Source organism: Mycolicibacterium doricum (assembly GCF_010728155.1).
Taxonomy (GTDB): domain Bacteria; phylum Actinomycetota; class Actinomycetes; order Mycobacteriales; family Mycobacteriaceae; genus Mycobacterium; species Mycobacterium doricum.
Genome location: NZ_AP022605.1, coordinates 2,053,029 through 2,067,883 on the forward strand (window position 1 = coordinate 2,053,029; position 14,855 = coordinate 2,067,883).

Annotated in this window: 16 protein-coding genes; 6 read left to right on the forward strand and 10 right to left on the reverse strand. The window is 69.2% G+C overall.

What is annotated here, in order from left to right:
• Positions 1-137: 137 nt before the first annotated feature.
• Positions 138-1,211: a sulfate/molybdate ABC transporter ATP-binding protein gene (locus G6N07_RS10115; protein ID WP_085192876.1), complete on the reverse strand. Its 1,074-nt coding sequence runs from the start codon at positions 1,209-1,211 to the stop codon at positions 138-140.
• Complete coding sequence (locus tag G6N07_RS10120; protein WP_085192875.1) at positions 1,208-2,017, reverse strand: ABC transporter permease; 810 nt, start codon at positions 2,015-2,017, stop codon at positions 1,208-1,210. The genes G6N07_RS10115 and G6N07_RS10120 overlap by 4 nt, the downstream gene beginning before the upstream one ends.
• Positions 2,018-2,151: 134 nt before the next feature.
• On the opposite strand from G6N07_RS10120, the gene G6N07_RS10125 reads away from it, so the two are divergent.
• Positions 2,152-2,838: an SDR family oxidoreductase gene (locus G6N07_RS10125; RefSeq protein WP_085192903.1), complete on the forward strand. Its 687-nt coding sequence runs from the start codon at positions 2,152-2,154 to the stop codon at positions 2,836-2,838.
• 172 nt (positions 2,839-3,010) lie between these two features.
• Complete coding sequence (locus G6N07_RS10130) at positions 3,011-4,414, forward strand: type II NADH:quinone oxidoreductase Ndh (protein WP_085192902.1); 1,404 nt, start codon at positions 3,011-3,013, stop codon at positions 4,412-4,414.
• On the opposite strand, the gene G6N07_RS10135 is transcribed toward G6N07_RS10130, so the two are convergent.
• From G6N07_RS10135 to G6N07_RS10170, 8 genes are all read right to left on the reverse strand, one after another.
• Positions 4,407-5,039, reverse strand: a complete 633-nt coding sequence (locus G6N07_RS10135) for an urease accessory protein UreD (RefSeq protein ID WP_085192874.1) — start codon at positions 5,037-5,039, stop codon at positions 4,407-4,409. The genes G6N07_RS10130 and G6N07_RS10135 overlap by 8 nt on opposite strands.
• The gene (gene ureG / locus G6N07_RS10140; protein WP_085192873.1) at positions 5,039-5,743 is read right to left on the reverse strand and encodes an urease accessory protein UreG; all 705 of its coding nucleotides are present in this window, start codon (positions 5,741-5,743) and stop codon (positions 5,039-5,041) included. Before ureG ends, G6N07_RS10135 begins: the two co-directional genes overlap by 1 nt.
• Positions 5,744-5,767: 24 nt before the next feature.
• The gene (locus G6N07_RS10145; protein WP_085192872.1) at positions 5,768-6,403 is read right to left on the reverse strand and encodes an urease accessory protein UreF; all 636 of its coding nucleotides are present in this window, start codon (positions 6,401-6,403) and stop codon (positions 5,768-5,770) included.
• Positions 6,403-8,124 carry an urease subunit alpha gene (locus tag G6N07_RS10150; RefSeq protein WP_085192871.1) on the reverse strand — a complete coding sequence of 574 codons (1,722 nt, stop codon included), beginning with the start codon at positions 8,122-8,124 and terminating at the stop codon, positions 6,403-6,405. The genes G6N07_RS10145 and G6N07_RS10150 overlap by 1 nt, the downstream gene beginning before the upstream one ends.
• Complete coding sequence (locus G6N07_RS10155) at positions 8,121-8,438, reverse strand: urease subunit beta (RefSeq protein ID WP_085192870.1); 318 nt, start codon at positions 8,436-8,438, stop codon at positions 8,121-8,123. The genes G6N07_RS10150 and G6N07_RS10155 overlap by 4 nt, the downstream gene beginning before the upstream one ends.
• An 8-nt stretch (positions 8,439-8,446) precedes the next feature.
• Positions 8,447-8,749 (reverse strand): urease subunit gamma, encoded by a 303-nt coding sequence (locus G6N07_RS10160; RefSeq protein WP_085192869.1) that lies wholly within the window; start codon positions 8,747-8,749, stop codon positions 8,447-8,449.
• Between the two features lie 56 nt (positions 8,750-8,805).
• Positions 8,806-9,210 carry a PaaI family thioesterase gene (locus G6N07_RS10165; RefSeq protein WP_085192868.1) on the reverse strand — a complete coding sequence of 135 codons (405 nt, stop codon included), beginning with the start codon at positions 9,208-9,210 and terminating at the stop codon, positions 8,806-8,808.
• A gap of 173 nt (positions 9,211-9,383) precedes the next feature.
• Positions 9,384-10,157, reverse strand: a complete 774-nt coding sequence (locus G6N07_RS10170; RefSeq protein WP_085192867.1) for an iron reductase — start codon at positions 10,155-10,157, stop codon at positions 9,384-9,386.
• A 194-nt stretch (positions 10,158-10,351) separates the two neighbouring features.
• Here G6N07_RS10170 and G6N07_RS10175 point away from each other — a divergent pair, with 194 nt between their 5' ends.
• The 4 genes from G6N07_RS10175 to G6N07_RS10190 are packed head-to-tail and all read left to right on the forward strand — an operon-like array spanning position 10,352 to position 14,710.
• On the forward strand, positions 10,352-10,768 hold the full coding sequence (locus G6N07_RS10175) for a BlaI/MecI/CopY family transcriptional regulator (protein ID WP_085192866.1): 417 nt from the start codon (positions 10,352-10,354) through the stop codon (positions 10,766-10,768).
• A 14-nt stretch (positions 10,769-10,782) separates the two neighbouring features.
• A complete protein-coding gene (locus tag G6N07_RS10180; RefSeq protein WP_085192865.1) occupies positions 10,783-11,733 on the forward strand; it encodes a M56 family metallopeptidase in 951 nt (316 codons plus the stop codon).
• A gap of 47 nt (positions 11,734-11,780) precedes the next feature.
• Positions 11,781-13,241: an NADP-dependent phosphogluconate dehydrogenase gene (gndA, locus tag G6N07_RS10185; protein WP_085192864.1), complete on the forward strand. Its 1,461-nt coding sequence runs from the start codon at positions 11,781-11,783 to the stop codon at positions 13,239-13,241.
• Positions 13,242-13,273: 32 nt separating this feature from the next.
• The gene (locus tag G6N07_RS10190; protein ID WP_085192863.1) at positions 13,274-14,710 is read left to right on the forward strand and encodes a GuaB1 family IMP dehydrogenase-related protein; all 1,437 of its coding nucleotides are present in this window, start codon (positions 13,274-13,276) and stop codon (positions 14,708-14,710) included.
• The last annotated feature ends 145 nt before the right edge of the window (positions 14,711-14,855 follow it).

The window sequence follows — 14,855 nt, forward strand, 5'->3', positions numbered from 1 at the left end:
GGGTTAGCCGCAGATCAGACGGTGTTCCTGCGATTGCTGGGCAGGGTCGTTCGCGGCCGCCACGCCCGGGGCCGTCGGCAAAAGTTCTGCCTATTGGATCGGGTGTTGGCCGACGGCCGTTACGGCCCTGGATACCGTTACGGCCCTGGATACAACGCGACTTCCTGCGCTTTCACCGCCAGGTGGATGCGGTCCCCCGGCGTCAGCCGCAGCGCTGCGGCCGATTCCGCGGTGATGTCGGCCGTGAGGCCGGGCGCGCCACCCGCTTGCTCCCCCGCCCGGACCCGTACTGCAGGCCCGCTGCTGTCCACTTCGGCCACCACGACTTCGACCGTGTTGCGTGGGCTGCCCTGCGGACGTTCCCGGTACACCGCGACCGCCGCCGGCCGGAAGATCGCCACCGCCGGCTCACCGATCACCACGTCGGCCGTCGCGACGCCGTGCCAATCCACCCCGCCCGCGCGGACGACACCACCGCGACCGGCCACCCCCGCCACGAGGTTCACCCCGGCGAACTGGGCCCCGAACGGGCTGCGCGGAGCTGTGAGCACCGATGCCGCCGGGCCCGCTTCGGTGACCCGGCCGCCGTCGATGACGGCGACCCGGTCGGCCAGTGTTGCGACGTCGACGAGGTCGTGGGTGACCAGAACCGCCGAGCGGCCGTCGCGGGTGAGCACCTGGCGCAGCACCCGCCGCATCGCTCCCGCGACGGTGACGTCCAGGCCGGCAAGTGGTTCGTCGAGCAGGAGTACGTCCGGTTCGGCGGCGAGTGCGCGCGCCAGCGCGACCCGCTGCGCCTGGCCGCCGGACAGCTGCCGGGGCATCCGCCCGGCCAGGTCCACGGCGCCCACTTCACCGAGCCAACGATTCCCGCATGCAAGGGCTTGCGCGCGTGATCGGCCGCTGCGGGCACCGAACGCGACGTTGGCCGCCACGCGGAGGTGCGGGAACAGCAACGGGTCCTGTAGGAGCAGGCCGACCCTCCGCCGGTGCGTCGGCACGTGCACGCCGGCTGCCGTATCCGTGATGACTCGGTCACCGACCCGCACCACGCCGTCGTCGGGCCGAACCACTCCGGCGATCACGTGCAGCGCCGTGGTCTTACCGGCGCCGTTGGGTCCGAGCACCGCCAGCACCTCCCCCGCACCGACGGCGAATTCGACGTCGACCTCCCGGTGCTCGACCCGCGCCCGCACCGCCAACCCCGTCATGTCCAGCCCTGCGCGCGCAGGCGGCGGCTGCCCAGGCCGACGACGACCACCGCCGCGACCGCGACCAGCAGCACGGACAACGCCACGGCTGCGTCCGGGTCGCTCTCCCGCTGCAAGTAGATCTCGAGGGGAAGGGTGCGCGTGACCCCCTCGCGGGAGCCGGCGAACGTCAGCGTCGCTCCGAACTCGCCGAGCGCTCTTGCGAAGGCCAACACCGAGCCCGAGACCAATCCCGGTGCGAGCAGCGGCAACGAGACCCGCCACCAGACGCTCGACGGCCGGGCACCAAGCGTGGCCGCCACCACCTCGTAGTCGGTGCCCGCGGTTCGCGCCGCACCTTCCAGCGCGATGACGAGGAACGGCAGCGACACGAAGGTCTGCGCCAGCACGACGGCCGCGGTGGTGAAGGCGATCTGGATGCCCGCCGCCTCGAGATATCGGCCGAGCAGTCCCAGGCGGCCGAAGGCATAAAGCAGCGCGATACCACCCACCACCGGGGGCAGGACCAGCGGCAACAGCAAGACCGGGCGCACCACCAGAACGGCACGCGACGGGCTTCGGGCCAACACCATCGCCATCGGGACACCGAGCAGCACACAGAGCACCGTGCTCGCGGCCGCCGTCTGCAGGCTGAGCGCCAGCGCCGCCAACGATGATTCGCTGCTGACCAGTGTGGTGAATCGCGGCCAGTCGACCTTCGCAGCGACCGAGACCAGCGGCAGGGCCACGAACAGCACACCGGCCACTGCCGGCGCATAGATCCACCGGGGCAGGGCGGACCCTTCGGTGACGGTCACGCGATGCACATTAGGTCACGGGTCGGTGCGGATACCGCATCGTCCGCGCGTCGGATTACCCGACATAGCTACCGTCCAGTAACATCGACGGCGATTGCGGCCCACGCGGACGGCGGTCAAGCCACAACGAGGAGGTCATGGCGATGGAGGTGCTGGTCACCGGCTGCGATACGGATCTGGGCCGGACGATCGCGGAGAGATTCCGCGACGACGGACACCGGGTGGTGATCGCCGGAGCGCGGCGAGATGACCTCGAGATCACCGCCAAGGAGCTCGACGTCGACTCCATCGTTTTCGACAACACCGCTCCGGCCAGCGTCGAAGGGGCCCGCACACTGTTCCCGCACCACCTCGACACCCTCGTGAACGTGCCCGCGCCTCACTTCGCCGCGGAGGATCCGCGCACATTCAGCCTCGCCGATCACGCGCTCGCCTGGCGACGTGCGCTCGACACCACCGTGGTGTCGGCGGTTCTGACCGTGGAGATCGTCGGTGACCATCTGCGTTCGGGCGGTTCGGTCGTCAACGTCATCCCGGAGCACGTCGTCGTCGCGCAGGCCCGCGAGGGCAGCATCGACGCGGCGATCAAGGCCGCGTTGTCAGCCTGGACGGCCGGGCAGGCCAGCTACTTCGGTACTCGCGGGATCACCGTCAACGCCATCGCGACCGGGAAGAGTGCTGAACCGTCCTATGACGGTCTGTCGAGCACGCCCCCTGCGGTGGCCGCCGAGATCGCCCGGCTGGCCCTGTTCCTGTCGACGCCGGCAGCCCGCCACATCACCGGCCAGACTATGCATGTCAGCCGGGGAACACTGGCGAACTTCGGCTGATCGGCCATGAGCGGGCGGCATCACCGACGTCTCCGCATTGTCGAACCCTGTGCTGGGTTTCATCCGGCACTTCAAGTGGCATAAGCCACAACCGACCGAGTGCCCAACGCCGGGCACGCCGACTACGGTGGAGGACGGGAATGTCCGCATGTCCGCCGGTCGAGGAGCACTGATGAGCCATCCCGGAGCCATTCCAACGGATCGGCACAAAGTCGTCATCATCGGGTCGGGGTTCGGCGGCCTCAACGCCGCCAAGACCCTCAAGCGCGCCGATGTCGACATCAAGCTGATCGCCCGCACCACCCATCACCTCTTCCAGCCGCTGCTGTACCAGGTGGCGACAGGCATCCTCTCCGAGGGAGAGATCGCCCCGCCCACCCGCGTCGTGCTGCGCAAGCAGAAGAACGTCCAGGTTCTGCTCGGCGACGTGACGCACATCGACATGGAGAACCGGCTCGTGCACTCCGAGCTGCTGGGCCACCACTACGCCACGCCCTACGACAGCCTGGTCATCGCGGCGGGGGCGGGTCAGTCCTACTTCGGCAACGACCACTTCGCCGAGTGGGCACCCGGTATGAAGTCCATCGACGACGCACTGGAGTTGCGTGGCCGCATCCTGGGGGCATTCGAGCAGGCGGAGCGTTCCAGCGATCCGAAGCGGCGCGAGAAGCTGCTGACCTTCGTCGTCGTCGGCGCAGGCCCGACCGGTGTAGAGATGGCGGGGCAGATCGCCGAACTCGCCGACTACACACTCAAGGGCACGTTTCGCCACATCGACCCGACCAGCGCGCGGGTCATCCTGCTCGACGCCGCGCCCGCGGTGCTGCCGCCGATGGGCGAGAAGCTCGGGAAGAAGGCGGCCGCCCGGCTGGAGAAGATGGGCGTCGAGATCCAGCTCAACGCGATGGTCACCGACGTGGACCGCAACGGCATCACGGTCAAGGACCCCGACGGCAAGCTGCGGCGGATCGAATCGGCGTGCAAGGTGTGGTCGGCCGGTGTGGCGGCGAGTCCGCTTGGACGGGATCTGGCCAACCAGTGCGACGTGGAGGTCGACCGGGCCGGCCGCGTCAAGGTGTTGCCCGACCTTTCGATCCCGGGCCACCCCAACGTGTTCGTCGTCGGCGACATGGCCGCCGTCGAGGGGGTGCCTGGCCAGGCGCAGGGGGCGATCCAGGGCGCCCGTTACGCCGCGAAGCTGATCAAGAACGAGGTCAAGGGCGCCAACCCGGCGTTCCGCCAGCCGTTCGAGTACTTCGACAAGGGCTCGATGGCGACGGTGTCGCGGTTCTCCGCGGTCGCCAAAGTGGGTCCGCTGGAGTTCGGCGGCTTCATCGCCTGGCTGGCGTGGCTGGCGCTGCACCTGGTATACCTGGTGGGCTTTAAGACGAAGATCGTCACACTGATCTCGTGGACGGTGACGTTCCTGTCGACCAAGCGTGGGCAGCTCACGATCACCGAACAGCAGGCGTACGCCCGAACGCGCATCGAGGAACTCGAGGAGATCGCTGCCGCGGTCACCGAGACCGAACGGGAGAGCGAGACCGAACGGGAGAGGGAGCAGGCCGCTAGCTAGTCAGCCGCTCGCCCTGCCAGGTCGACAGGCATCCGCCCGCCGCCAGCGGGAGCACCGTGCCGTCCGATTCGAACGACACTTCCGGGTAACGCAGTTCGCTCACGCAAGCCAGTGGACGGCCGAGCGCGTCGTCGGTGACCGATCCGGTGCCGAGCTCGACGCGGTGGCGCAGCAGCGGTGCACCGTCTATGTCGGCGTGCAGGGCGCCTGACCAAAACCCCTCGTGCTCGCCGGATCTGCCGATCTGCACCCGTTCCCGCACGCGGATGCTGCCCGCGCCGGTGAGCCGTATTCGCGTCGCGGTGAGGTGACGGGAGGCGCCGGCGACGACGGTCGGTTGCGGGTCGATGTCGAGTTCCCCTGCCGATTCGACGTTCCAACACGCCCACGACTCCGGCGTCACGGCGCTGGGCAGCGTCACGGTCGCCGCCGCGCTGCGGACCGCCAACCGGGCACCCGGTTCGACCACGACGCGCACGCTGAGGACATCGCCTCCCAGCGGGGTGGCCGCGGCCGAAACCAGGTGCACCGTGTCGGCGCCGGTGCGGCGCACGGCGATTGCACCGGTGTGCTCGATTCGGGGACCGCGTCCGGCACACGCGACGATGACGACGTCGGAGCGCACTAACCCTGCACCGGCACCCGCAGTTGCTCGCGCACCCACCCCAGCACCGGCCCGGCCGTCGGATCGGCGGTCAGCGAGGTCAGCACGAAGGGACGATCGCCGCGCACGGCGGTCGAATCGCGCCGCATCACCTCCAGATCGGCGCCGACCATGGGCGCGAGGTCGGTCTTGTTGATCACCAGCAGGTCCGAGAACGTTACGCCGGGACCACCTTTGCGGGGCACCTTGTCGCCGCCGGCCACGTCGATCACGAAGATCTGTACGTCGATGAGCCCGGAGGAGAAGGTCGCGGTGAGGTTGTCGCCGCCGGATTCGACGAGGATCAGGTCGAGATGCTGCCCTGGGCCGGAATGCGCCGCGATGAGGTCGTCGATGGCGTCCAGATTCGCGGTGATGTCGTCACGGATGGCGGTGTGCGGGCAGCCACCGGTCTGCACGGCGGCGATCCGGTCATCGGGCAACACCGCGTGGCGGCGCAGGAAGTCGGCGTCCTCGGTGGTGTAGATGTCGTTGGTCAGCACCGCCAGTGACAGTTCGTCGCGCAGTTGCCGGCACAGCGCGGCCACCAGCGCCGTCTTACCCGAGCCGACGGGCCCGCCGACGCCGATGCGCAGGGGATCCCCCGGCGTCCGCACCCGTCTGGGTCGGGCAGCGTGGTGGTGCGGTCGGCCAGTGGAATCAGCGGAGAGGAAATGCGGGGGCATGGTGGGTCCTTGTCGGTGGTGCGTTCAGGAGGCGAACAGGGGGCGCTCGCGGTAGCTGTGCCGCTGAGCCAGCACGTCGAGCAGCGGGTCGGACAGGTCGGCGGGCTCTTCGGCGGCGGCGGCCGCGACGTCGTCGCACAGCGGGCCCAGTGCGAAGGTCAGCGCGGCGACGTCACCGGGGTCCAGCGCGAGCAACCGCTGCCCGGCGGTGGCCGACCCCGTCATCGTGGTGTAGACGACCCAGAGTGCCGTCTGCCCCGGCGTGAGCCCCGCCGCAGCACCGACCGCACCCGATGCGACGGCCAGATGTGGCATCCGGCCGAGGGTGGTCCAGTCGTGGTCCGGCCACACGCGTCGGGCGAGCCGGGCCAGACCCCTGCCCTGCGCGCGGGAGGCCGCGCGCGCGGCCGGCGCCGGTGTGCGCGCATCGGTTTCGCGGTCGGCCACCGCCACCGTCAGGCTGCCGGCGTGCACAGCGGCAGCGAGCGACGCAGCGACCAACCCCTGGGTGCGCACCCGTCGGACCAGATACGCATGTAAGGTCTCCAGATCGGTGACGAACCCGCTGGTGACGGCCTCTTCGACACCTCCGGAGTGGACGTGGCCGCCGGTGGGAAGGCGGGAGTCCGCGAGGGCCAGCAAGGTCGTCAACTCCGTCATCAGAAGAGAAAATAACGTTGCGCCATCGGCAGTTCGGCGGCCGGCTGCTCCTGCCACACGTCACCGTCGATGCGCACGGTGAAGGTGTCCGGATCGACCTCGATGCGGGGCAGCGCGTCGTTGAGTGGCATCTGAGCTTTCCCGACTTGCCGGCACTCCTTGACGGCGACGAGCTTTCGTCGGACGTCGAGGCGGTCGGCGAGGCCGTCCTCGACTGCCTGTGGCGAGACGAAATGCACGGACGTCGCCGCGGCGGCGGCATGCGACGCACCGAACATCGGGCGCGGCAGCACCGGCTGCGGTGTCGGGATCGACGCGTTGGCATCACCCATGGCGGCCCAGGCGATCATGCCGCCCTTGATGACGGCGTGCGGGCGGACGCCGAAGAAGGCCGGCTCCCACAGCACGAGGTCGGCGAGCTTGCCCACCTCGACTGAGCCGATCTCGCCGTCGAGGCCGTGCGCGACGGCCGGGCAGATCGTGTACTTGGCGACGTAGCGGCGGGCGCGCAGGTTGTCGGCACGTCCATCGCCCTCGAGTGTCCCGCGGCGGCGCTTCATGACGTGGGCGGTCTGCCAGGTGCGCAGCACAACCTCGCCGATCCGGCCCATCGCCTGGGCGTCGCTGCCGATCATCGAGATCGCCCCGATGTCATGCAGCAGGTCCTCGGCGGCGATGGTCGACGGCCGGATGCGACTCTCGGCGAACGCGAGATCCTCGGGGACGCTGGGGTTGAGATGATGGCACACCATCAGCATGTCGAGGTGTTCGTCGAGGGTGTTGACGGTGTGCGGTCGGGTGGGGTTGGTGGAGCTGGGCAGCACGTTGGGATGGGAGGCGACGGTGATGATGTCGGGTGCGTGGCCGCCGCCGGCGCCTTCGGTGTGGTAGGCGTGGATCGACCGGCCCTTGATGGCCGCCAGGGTGTCCTCGACGAAGGCCATCTCGTTGAGCGTGTCGGTGTGGATGTTGACCTGCACGCCCGCCGCGTCGGCGACGGTGAGACACGCGTCGATCGCCGCGGGTGTGGTGCCCCAATCCTCGTGCAGCTTGAACCCAGCTGCGCCACCGCGCAATTGTTCCCACAAAGCACCGGGGCTGACGGTGTTCCCCTTGCCGAGAAGCGCGACGTTGAGCGGCCAGGTGTCCAGCGCCTCGAGCATGCGGGCCAGGTGCCAGGACCCCGGTGTCACGGTGGTCGCCTTGCTGCCCTCCGCCGGCCCGGTGCCGCCGGCGACGATCGTCGTGATGCCGCCACCGACGGCTTCCTCCATGATCTGCGGGCAGATCAGGTGGACGTGGCAGTCGATGGCGCCCGCCGTGAGAATGCGCCCGTTGCCTGCGACGACCTCGGTCGAGGGTCCGACGACCAGATCGGGATGGACGCCGTCCATGATGTCGGGGTTGCCGGCCTTGCCGATCGCGACGATGCGCCCGTCGCGGATGCCTATGTCGGCCTTGATGATCCCCCAGTGGTCGAGCACGACGGCGCCGGTGATGACGGTGTCGGGGGCGCCGTCGGCACGGGTGGCCCGCGACTGTCCCATCGACTCGCGCAGCACCTTGCCGCCACCGAACACGGCCTCGTCGCCGGCGAGCCCGGGACCGCCGCTGCGGTCTTCGGTGATCTCGATGACCAGGTCGGTGTCGGCCAACCGGATGCGGTCGCCGGTCGTGGGCCCGTACAGCGCTGTGTAGCGGTCGCGTGACAGGCTGCTCATGACGTCGTGTCCAACCGCCCGGGCGGGTTCAGTGACAGGCCATACACTTCGCGGCTTCCGCGCAGCGGTACGAGTCGGACACGCTGGGCCACACCGGGTTCGAATCGCACCGCGGTGCCCGCCGGCACGTCGAGGCGGTGACCGTGCGCGATCGTCCTGTCGAAGTCGAGGGCGGCATTGGCCTGTGGCAGGTGGACGTGGCTACCGACCTGCACCGGTCGGTCACCGGTGTTGACGATTTCCGTTTCCACGCGCTTGGCACCGGCATTGATCTCGATGTCTCCGTCGCCGAAGAAGATCTCCCCGGGCACCATGGCGGAGCTCACGGGATCGGATGGTGGACGGTGACGAGTTTCGTCCCGTCCGGGAACGTAGCTTCCACCTGGACGTCGTGCAGCATTTCGGGCACTCCCTCCATCACGTCGTCGCGGCTGAGCACATCACGCCCGCTGACCATCAGCTCCGCCACGGTGCGGCCGTCGCGAGCTCCTTCGAGCAAGTGGTCGGTGATGACGGCGACGGCTTCGGGATGGTTGAGGCGCAGTCCACGGGTACGTCTGCGCCGCGCGAGCTCGGCGGCGTAGGAAATCAGCAGGCGGTCCTGCTCATGCGGGGTCAGACGCATAGTGGGCGATCCTGCCATGGCGCGGCGCGTGCGGCAGCGCTCAGCGCGTGGCAACGTTAGGCGTCGGCGATGTTCTGCAACCGCACTTGACCGCGCGCGACCATCTTGTCGTTCTCGTCGGTGATGGTGACCAGCCACAGCTGTTGACGACGACCGCGGTGGATCGGGGTGGATACCGCGGTGACGGTGCCCGACGAGATGGCGCGCAGGAAGTCGGTGTTGTTGTTGACCCCGACGACCGTGCCGCCGCCGCTCGCCGTCAGCCAGGCGTGGCCGGAGACGCTCGCGAGGCTCTCGACGATTGCGCAGTAGACGCCACCGTGCACGATGCCCCACGGCTGCAACAGTTTGTCGTGGATCGTCAGCTGCGCCCGGCTGCCGTCGGGGGTGATGTCGAGATAGGTGAGTCCAAGTTCTGAGTCGTAGCCCTCGCCGAGGCTGTCGGGTACCTGAGTCGTCACAGCAGATGTGTCTACACCGCGGGGCGTTGTGGATCTGACAGGGGTTGGACGAAAAGCGGGCGGGCCCCGCACGTGATGTGCGGGGCCCGCCCCTGGAGTGGACCGGGGGTCTCTGCAGCCCTCAGGACGCCGGCACGGTCCGGTGGAACGTGACCACAATAGGCAAGGCTGGCCTAATTGTGCAAGCCCACCCCTCCGGCGCCTCTGACGGCGCCGCGCACCGGCAGGCCGAAACGGACGAGCGCGTCGAGCACGGCCTGTCCTCGGCGCATGCTGGTCCACTCGCTGGAACCGGCCAGCAGCGGCACCTGGGTGGCCGCACCGACGACAGCCCCGCCGACGAGGTGCCACATCGACGGGAGGGACATCGCGCCGTCACCGATGGCGGCCAACTCGGCGAACAGAGGTGCGAGCGCGCGATGGCTGCGGTGGGCGACCCATGTGGTCAGCGCGGCCTCGCTGGGCAGCCCGACGATGCCCTGAGGCGCACCGAGGCGCATCCGGGGCCGGTCGTCGAAATGGGGATCGTCGGCAAGCGCGCGCAGGGTGGGGTCGACGACGCCGACCCAGTCGATGGCGCCCTCAGAGTCGACGTGGACCCACAGGTTTTCCAGCCCGGTATCCCACGCCCGGCCCTCGAGGACCAGCAGCGGGACGACGCGACCGAGGACGACATGGGCAAGGGTGGCGGCCAACTGCTGGGCAACGGCGGCGCGGTTGTCGGTCTCGGCGGAGGCGCGGTCGAACATCGCCTGCAGACGACCCCCGGTGAGCGCGTCTGTCAGTGGCCACCACCGGCGCCGGGACACGTCGCCCATGACGGCGACGCCGTATACCCGCGGGCATTCGGGGTAGAGCTCACGCAGTCGGCGGCTCGACTCGTGCAGCGGCAGTGTTCGCTTGATGGCCATGCCCGCGATCAGCGGGTCCTCGATCAGTACGGTCACTGCACCTCCCGGCGTGGTAGTAAGGATAGGCTCACTATATCGGGGCGCACTTTCCGGGCCGGCGCTAGTGATCGGTTTCACAAGGAGGCGGGGCGAATGCGGGATGCCGAGGATGAAGAGACTTGTTGCTGCTCTGCGCCGGATACGACACGCGGTAGTACCCTGGTTGTACTGTCGGAGAGAGTGACGGAAAGATGGCCAAGTTGACGCGTCTTGGTGAGCTCGAGCGTGAGGTGATGGACCACCTGTGGTCGGCCCACGAGCCGCAGACTGTGCGCCAGGTGCACGAGGCGCTCGCCGCTCGACGCGATCTGGCCTACACCACGATCATGACGGTGCTGCAGCGACTGGCGAAGAAGAGTCTCGTGGTGCAGCACCGCGACGACCGTGCCCACCGCTACGCGCCCACGCATGGTCGCGATGAACTGGTGGCCGGGCTGATGGTGGACGCCCTCGATCAGGCTGCCGACTCCGGCAGCCGGGAGGCCGCTCTGGTGCACTTCGTCGAGCGGGTCGGCGCCGATGAGGCCGCCGCGCTGCGCCGCGCGTTGGCCGAACTAGAGGGCAAGCAAGGTCTCACCAAGCCCGCTGGCGGTACGGGCACTTCCTGAGCGACAATCTAGAGGTGTCCGCGCTGGCCTTCACCCTTGTCGCGCTGCTCCTCGTGGGGCCGGTGCCGGCCTTGTTGGCTCGCGCGAGCTGGCCGATGCGCGCTCCGCGCGCCGCCGTGGTGCTGTGGCAGTCCGTCGCACTGGCCGGCGTCCTCTCGGCGTTCTCCGCCGGGATCGCGATCGCCAGCCGGCTGTTCGTTCCCGGCGCCGACGGCAAACCGACCGCCACCGCCACCAGTGAGATCCAGGCGCTGGGCTGGCCGTTGTGGCTGCTTCACGTGGTGGCTTTGGCCCTCACCCTGGTCATCGGAGCCCGCCTGATCGTCTCGGTGCTGCAGGTCGCCGTCGCCACCCGGCGCCGGCGTGCCCACCACCGAACGATGGTTGACCTACTCGGGATCTCCCGCGATGCGTTGCCCACCGAGGTGCGCAGACAGGCAACCGGCTTGCGTGTGCTCGAGGTGAAGCAACCGCTGGCCTACTGCCTGCCGGGGGTGCGCAGTCGCGTGGTGCTCAGCGACGGGGCGCTCAAGACGATGCACCGCGACGAGCTAGCCGCGATACTGACCCACGAACGCGCGCACCTGCGGGCCCGGCACGACCTTGTGTTGGAGATGTTCACCGCGGTGCACGCCGCCTTCCCACGATTCGTCCGCAGCGCCAGCGCCCTGGACGCGGTACGCCTGCTGGTCGAGCTGCTCGCCGACGACGCGGCCGCGCGCACCGCCGGGCCGACCCCGCTCGCGCGTGCCCTCGTCGCCTGCGCTGCGGGCCGCGCCCCGTCCGGTGCGCTCGCCGCGGGCGGTCCGACCACCGTAATCCGGGTACGTCGTCTCGGGGGCCGACCGAACAGCCCCGTCCTGGCCGCCTCCGCGTACCTGGCTGCCGCGCTGGTGCTGGTCGTTCCCACGGTGGCTGTCGCCGTGCCCTGGCTGACCGAGCTGCACCGCCTCTTTATCCGCTGAACCCACCGGCTCCACCGCGCGACAACAGAAAACGAAAGGCTGTGCCTATGAGCTCGTCCGAGAAGTCCGCCGCCGGCACCGCGCAAATCGGAGTCACCGGCCTGGCCGTGATGGGCTCGAACATCGCGCGCAACTTCGCCAGGCACGGCTACACCGTCGCCCTGCACAACCGCTCTGTGGCCAAGACCGACGCACTGCTGGCCGAACACGGTTCGGAGGGGTCGTTCGTACGCACCGAGACCATCCCCGAGTTCCTCGCCGCGCTGGAGAAACCGCGCCGGGTGCTGATCATGGTCAAGGCCGGGGACGCCACCGACGCCGTGATCGAGCAGCTCGCCGACGCGATGGAACCCGGCGATATCATCATCGACGGCGGCAACGCCCTCTACACCGACACGATCCGGCGCGAGAAGGCGATCCGCGAACGAGGTCTGCATTTCGTCGGCGCCGGCATCTCCGGTGGTGAAGAGGGTGCGCTGAACGGGCCGTCGATCATGCCCGGCGGACCGGAAGAGTCCTACGCGAGCCTCGGCCCGCTGCTGGAGGAGATCTCCGCGCACGTCGACGGCGTCGCCTGCTGCACACACGTCGGCCCCGACGGCGCCGGGCACTTCGTGAAGATGGTGCACAACGGCATCGAGTACTCCGACATGCAGCTCATCGGCGAGGCGTACCAGCTGCTGCGCGACGGGCTGGCCAAGTCCGCACCCGAGATCGCCGACGTCTTCGACGAGTGGAACCGGGGCGACCTCGACAGCTTCCTGGTGGAGATCACCGCGCAGGTGCTGCGCCAGACCGACGCGAAGACCGGCAAACCGCTCGTCGACCTCATCCTCGACGAGGCCGAGCAGAAGGGCACCGGCCGGTGGACGGTGAAGTCCGCACTCGACCTTGGTGTGCCCGTCACCGGTATCGCCGAGGCGGTGTTCGCCCGCGCGCTGTCCGGATCGGTCACCCAACGCCAGGCCACCACCGGGTTGGCCACCGGCGACCTGGGCGAAGCACCGAGTGACGCAGCACAATTCACCGAGGACGTCCGGCAGGCCCTCTACGCGTCGAAAATCATCGCCTACGCGCAGGGCTTCAACCAGATCCAGGCCGGCAGTGCCGAGTACGACTGGGACATCACCCCCGGCGACATGGCCACCATCTGGCGCGGCGGCTGCATCATCAGAGCGAAGTTCCTCAACCGGATCAAGGACGCGTTCGACAACGATCCCGATCTGCCCACGCTGATCGTCGATCCCTACTTCCGCGATGCGATCGAGAGCGCCATCGACGGCTGGCGTCGCGTGGCGGTCAAGGCCACCGAACTGGGCATCCCAATCCCGGGCTTCTCGTCGGCGCTGTCCTACTACGACGGGTTGCGCACCGAACGCCTGCCCGCCGCGTTGACGCAGGGATTGCGCGACTTCTTCGGCGCCCACACCTACGGCCGCATCGACAGCGATCGGGATAAGCGCTTTCACACGCTGTGGAGCGGTGACCGCAGCGAGGTCGAGGCTTGACCGTTCGCCGGCGACCCTAGACTCGGACAGCGATGAGATTCCTCGACGGCCACCACCCGCCCTACGACCTGACCTACGACGACGTGTTCGTCGTTCCGCAGCGGTCCGACGTGGCGTCGCGTTTCGACGTCGACCTGTCCACCGTCGATGGCTCGGGCACCACGATCCCGGTCGTGGTCGCCAACATGACGGCCGTCGCCGGCCGGCGGATGGCCGAGACCGTGGCGCGCCGCGGCGGTCTGGTGGTGCTGCCACAGGACCTGCCGATCTCGGCGGTGCAGGAGACCGTCGACTTCGTCAAGAGTCGCGACCTGGTCATCGATACTCCGGTCACGTTGGAGCCCGACGATTCGGTGTCCGATGCGATCGCGCTGATCCACAAACGCGCGCACGGCGTTGCGGTGGTGGTGTTCGAGGGCCGCCCGATCGGGCTGGTGACCGAGTCGACCTGCGTGGACGTCGACCGGTTCACCCGGGTCCGCGACGTCGCGATCACCGACTTCGTCACCGCGCCGGTGGGCACCGATCCGCGCAAGGTCTTCGATCTCCTCGAACACGCGCCCGTCGACGTCGCGGTGCTAACCGAGCCAGAGGGCACACTGGCCGGTGTGCTCACCCGTACCGCGGCCGTCCGTGCGGGCATCTACTCCCCCGCGGTCGACCGGCACGGCCGGCTGCGGATCGCGGCGGCCGTCGGCATCAACGGCGACGTGGGGGCCAAGGCGCGGGCGCTGTCCGAAGTGGGCGCCGACCTGCTGGTGATCGACACCGCGCACGGCCACCAGACCAAGATGCTCGACGCGATCCGCGCGGTGGCCTCCCTCGACCTGGGCCCGCCGATCGTGGCGGGCAACGTCGTGTCGGCCGGGGGCACCCACGACCTCGTCGCCGCGGGGGCGTCGATCGTCAAGGTCGGCGTGGGCCCCGGCGCGATGTGCACCACCCGGATGATGACCGGGGTGGGCCGGCCGCAGTTCTCCGCGGTGGTCGAATGCGCAGCTGCGGCAAAAGAACTGGGAGCGCACGTCTGGGCCGACGGCGGGGTGCGTCATCCGCGGGACGTGGCGCTCGCGCTGGCGGCGGGAGCGGCCAACGTGATGATCGGCTCGTGGTTCGCCGGCACCTACGAATCTCCCGGCGACCTGATGCGCGACCGCGACAACCAGCCGTACAAGGAGAGCTACGGGATGGCCTCCAAGCGTGCAGTCGCGGCGCGGACAGCCGGCGACAGCCCGTTCGACCGGGCCCGCAAGGCGCTCTTCGAGGAGGGCATCTCCAGGTCGCGGATGAACCTTGACCCGATCCGCGGCGGCGTCGAGGACCTGCTCGACCACATCACCTCCGGAATCCGCAGCACCTGCACCTACGTCGGCGCTACGACACTGCCCGAACTCCACGACAAAGTGGTGCTCGGGGTGCAGTCGGCCGCCGGCTTCGCCGAGGGGCGCCCGCTGCCCACCGGTTGGTGAGGGTCCAGTTACGATTGGGCATTCGCGCCGTCATTCGTTGACCTCCGATGTCCGACCGAGGAAGGGATCACGTGCCGCAGGCACCCGCCGAGGCCCGGCGTGCACCGGAGGCCTGCCGGGCCGAGCACCCGTCCACCGAGCCACC